General features: G+C 57.9%; 2 protein-coding genes. Both read left to right on the top strand.

Annotation, left to right across the window (positions count from 1 at the left end):
* Positions 1 to 51: 51 nt before the first annotated feature.
* Positions 52 to 2,181, top strand: coding sequence for a hypothetical protein (locus I6F36_RS38300; protein WP_225173232.1), 2,130 nt, complete (start codon positions 52 to 54; stop codon positions 2,179 to 2,181).
* Between the two features lie 711 nt (positions 2,182 to 2,892).
* Positions 2,893 to 3,975: a nodulation factor fucose acetyltransferase NolL gene (gene nolL / locus I6F36_RS38295; protein WP_225141994.1), complete on the top strand. Its 1,083-nt coding sequence runs from the start codon at positions 2,893 to 2,895 to the stop codon at positions 3,973 to 3,975.
* The last annotated feature ends 149 nt before the right edge of the window (positions 3,976 to 4,124 follow it).

The raw sequence follows: 4,124 nt of genomic DNA, 5'->3' as shown, positions 1-4,124 counted from the left end.
AGATGTGTATAAGAGACAGAGTCAAGCGAGCAAGGCGACTTTGAGCAGCGGATGGAGGATTTGCATCTCGGTGATCAAAGCAAGTCACCTTCGCCTGATCGGCCTCCCGCAGGAGGTGGTCGAGCAGTCCGGCGGGACGATTTCGGCGGTTCGATGCGGGCGCCGCCGCACTCCGCTTTTAGGGAGGGTGCGCTCGGCGACACGCGCCGGAGCGTAGACATTCTCAGCTTTCAGCTTCCCGCTTCGACGCAAGTGCCGCAGTCTGGTTTGCGAGATGATCTGTTCAGCAGCGCACGCTACAGCTTTCCGGACCCAGAGTCTGCCGCGTCGGCCAAGAGCGGAAAAAGCCGCGGATTATGGTCACGCTTCAAGTCGGGAATCGGCAAGGCGCTTGGCCGGAGTGGCAGCGAAAAGTCGTCGCGCGAGGCGGGGCAATCTGACCTCTTTTCGACGAATTTACGAATTGATTATGCGAGGCAGCCGGGCCGGACGCGCGGGGTCTCTGCGGCCGATGAGGAGCTCATTAGAGATTTCCGAAACAAGGCGGCGGGTAAACTCACCGACGGCACGATCAAGAATGCAGCAACCGATTTGCGCCATTTGAGCGCGCGCTTGAGCACGGCCGGCAGGCCCTCAATTGCGGATCGAATTAGCCGGGAATTGGATAACGCGCAGCAGGACAATCCCGAGGTGGAAAACCACCAGCTGGAAGCTGAGCTCGATGAGGACGTCGACACCTATGCAAAGGACCGCGTCACGCGCATCAAGGCGGCCTTGAAGAAGCTCCGTGAGGTAGGTGCCGGAAACGCCCTGGCGCCTGATCTCCGCCGACTGGCTCCTCACGGAGCGGACGCAACCCTCATCGGCATGTGGGTGGCGGCGGAAAAGGCGACACACAGGATCGAGCCGGCGACAATCGACAGGCAAGCTCGCCGCATGTCTAAGCTGAGTGAGTGGCTGCAGACCCATGACAGGCCACCAATGGCCGGCCGACTTTCCGCCCCCGCGTTTGTCCGGGATCTCGAGGAGTACAGGCTCGAAACCAACGATAAGAAGATCAACGCTGATCTGGTCAAACTTGGCCGATACCAGCAGATCCTGGAGGCGAATAGGGCGCTTGGATTGAGGCCTCCTGAGGATCCGGGCCAGACTTCTCGGGAAGCTGCTCGACAGCCGCATGCAGTGCAGGATCCTCCCGCAACGCCAGGTAGCCCGAGCGCGGGAACCTGGGATTGGCGTCGCGAGCAGGTCCCCGGGCCCAACATATTGATGCCACCGCCGCCCAGCCATTGGCAGGCCGGTTCGTCGCAGCAGCTTCCCGGAACCCCGGCGACGCCGAGCGCCGGAGCCTGGAACTGGCTTGGCGAGCAGATCCACGGACCCAGCTCACCAGAGCCAGCGCCGCACTGGGCCGCGCATGCGCATCCGCCACTCGAGCTTCCTGCTACACCGGCCACCCTCGGCCAGGGAGCCTGGGCCTGGCTTGGGCAACAGATGCAAGACCCCGCATCGCCGTCGTCCGTGAGGCCTCGATCGTCAAACATCTACGGCGGTCTGGACTCCTTCGTTGATCTGGATCCACCCACACCTCACAACTTGCGCGACGATGCGCGCTCTGCGCCAGCATCTGAATTTGCAGACGCCTCGTCGTTCGCGGGACCGCCGGGGGCGGCTCCGGAGGTGCGGGATATTGGCGCGATCGTTGGCACCGGCTGGCGCCACGGCTCCCAGACGGCTTCAGACGTGTTGATCGATGTATTGGGCAATATCCATCTGCTGCCAAACCAGTTCGGGCCAAGTCAGTTTGTGATCAATGGGGAGCGCTATTCGGCGACGCTTGGACCGGGAGGCCGCAGGGATGTTCGCCTGATCCATCATCCCCGCGTGAGCCAGCCGGATGAACCTGGCCCGTCTCAGTCGCTCCATCGTCCCCGGCCGATCGTGTCAGCCGCGCAATCCGGTGAGGGGCCTGTTGATCTTGGGTATCTGATCCGCGGGGGATGGGAGCACCGAGAGCGATTCCTGCCGGATTACCTTATCCGCGTCCTTGAAGGCCAGGGCATCATGCCCGAAGTTGGGCGCCCGACTTATTTCGAGATCCGCGGAGTGCCTTACAAGGGCGAATTGGTGGAAAGCGAAGGCGGCCGCCAGCGCGTACGCATTTATCCTGAACGTGGCTGAAGAGGCAGCAGGGCTGCAATCGGACTTTCGGCGGGGCAGCTCGCGTAAGGCGTTCTATGTTGGCGAGGCTATTGGCAGGCGATGGATCGGTTGCAGGGGCACGGCCTGAACCGTCCCGCCGTCCTGCCTTCTCTTTGCAGAATCTGCCAAGCTCAACGGATTCTACGAATTTGGTGCATGCCCGGACCTGCTTTCTGCATCCCTGATCCTTTCACGTAGTCCGCCAATTCTTGTCTTGAAAACCGCAGCTACTACGGATTGAACGCATTCGTGATCGACGGAGCACCGCGCCGCGTGCTGGCGATGGACAAGTGCCCAAATTCCTCGGCGGGCGCGGTAGTTCGCAACCTGCATAGCTTAAGCCTTCATGCGCAGTTCAGTTATTGCGCCGCTATGCAAAGTCTCCTCGCGCCGCAAACACCGGGTCCGCTCGGGAGCAGAGTGCAAGTGCCCGCTGGACCCGGGAAGCCGATGAAAGCGAGCTTGGTGCGACAAAAATCGATAAACCATCGTATAGCTCGTTTCCCCCTTCCTTTCGGTCTTTATCGCACAGTCAGCTATTGGAGCGTAGACCCTCGGTGACAATTGTCTCCGCTGTCATCGGATATCTCGATTTCCATGCAAAGAGACTACGCAACAGCGACGTGCCATTAACAATAGGTGCTGGCCAACCCCAGCATGTATTCGGCTGGTTGGATAAAGTGTGCCGAGATGTTGATAGATCATGTAACAGGAAAGGTTGTGCCTGAGATAGCGCACGATCGCGATCTCGCTTTGGACTTCACCAAAGGAGTGCTCATCATTTTAGTGATCGCCGGTCACCTGATCCAATATATCCTCTACCAAAATGAAGGATTTTGGGATTCGGCATGCTTCAAATGGATCTACATGTTCCACATGCCCCTCTTTATGGCGATAAGCGGTTATCTTTCTTGCCGAGCGCTACTGGCAAAGTCGTTCACGCAAGCTATCGGCAGTCGTGCGACGCAGCTCCTGGTGCCGATGCTGTTTTGGTGCTCTCTTCTGGAGTCATTAAAGTTTGCCGTGTTTCCCCGATCGGCGGGCGCACCAGACACCGTTTTGCAGTTCCTGAATGAGTTTGTCGGCACATACTGGTTCGTATGGGCCGCGTTCATTTGTTTCATCCTCACTAAAACTATTTCGATCTTCAATCGTTGGTTGCCCTGGGCCTTGTTCGTATCCGTCATTCTGGTCGTGCTTGCGCCTCTGACTTTTTCCATATTCCCTCTTATAAAGTATATGTACCCGTTTTTTTGCCTGGGATTCTTATTTGCGCAGTCGAGAGAACGGTGGACGAGCATAATGCGCTCTCACAGGGTGTTCTTGATTATGTCTGCCTCAATAGCGGCTATGATGTGCTTTCTGGCCTGGCGCACCGACACTTATGTCTACAACAATCTCGCTGTGGTCCAGGATTTGCAGTCGGCAAAAAATGTGCTTCTGATGTTTCTCGGCTCCGCAGCTGCCTCAGTGGTAATGATTGAGGTCCTGCTTCGATGCTGGAATATTGGTCGCTCAAATCGGGTGGTCCGCTTTATCGCCGAAAAACTGGGGCCGAGCACGCTCGTGCTGTACTTGATTCAGGGTACGGTATTCCGTCTCATGGATTCCATACAGTATGGAGAACTTTGGGACCCCACAATGAGGTCTGCCGTGGCTGCATTTCTCGGGACAACGATTGTTGCCGTCGCGCTAGCGGTTCGCTGGACTGTGCGCGACATTCCTTATCTGTCCCAGCTCATGCTCGGAGTGCCACCCCGCTCAATTCGATAAGTAGCTGTAACCGAGATCTGATTGACCTGCCACTGCGTATTTCCTCCAGAAGGAGTTAGAGTCCGGCCCGAAGAAGGACGGACAGATGAAGCGAGCAAGGTTCACGGAAGAGCAGATTATCGCGGTATTGAAGGAGCATGAGGCTGGGG

Origin of the sequence: Bradyrhizobium sp. BRP19 (assembly GCF_020194195.1) — a bacterium.
Classification (GTDB): domain Bacteria; phylum Pseudomonadota; class Alphaproteobacteria; order Rhizobiales; family Xanthobacteraceae; genus Bradyrhizobium; species Bradyrhizobium yuanmingense.
The sequence above is the reverse complement of the archived record's forward strand: the minus strand, read 5'-3'. Positions and strand labels throughout refer to the sequence as shown.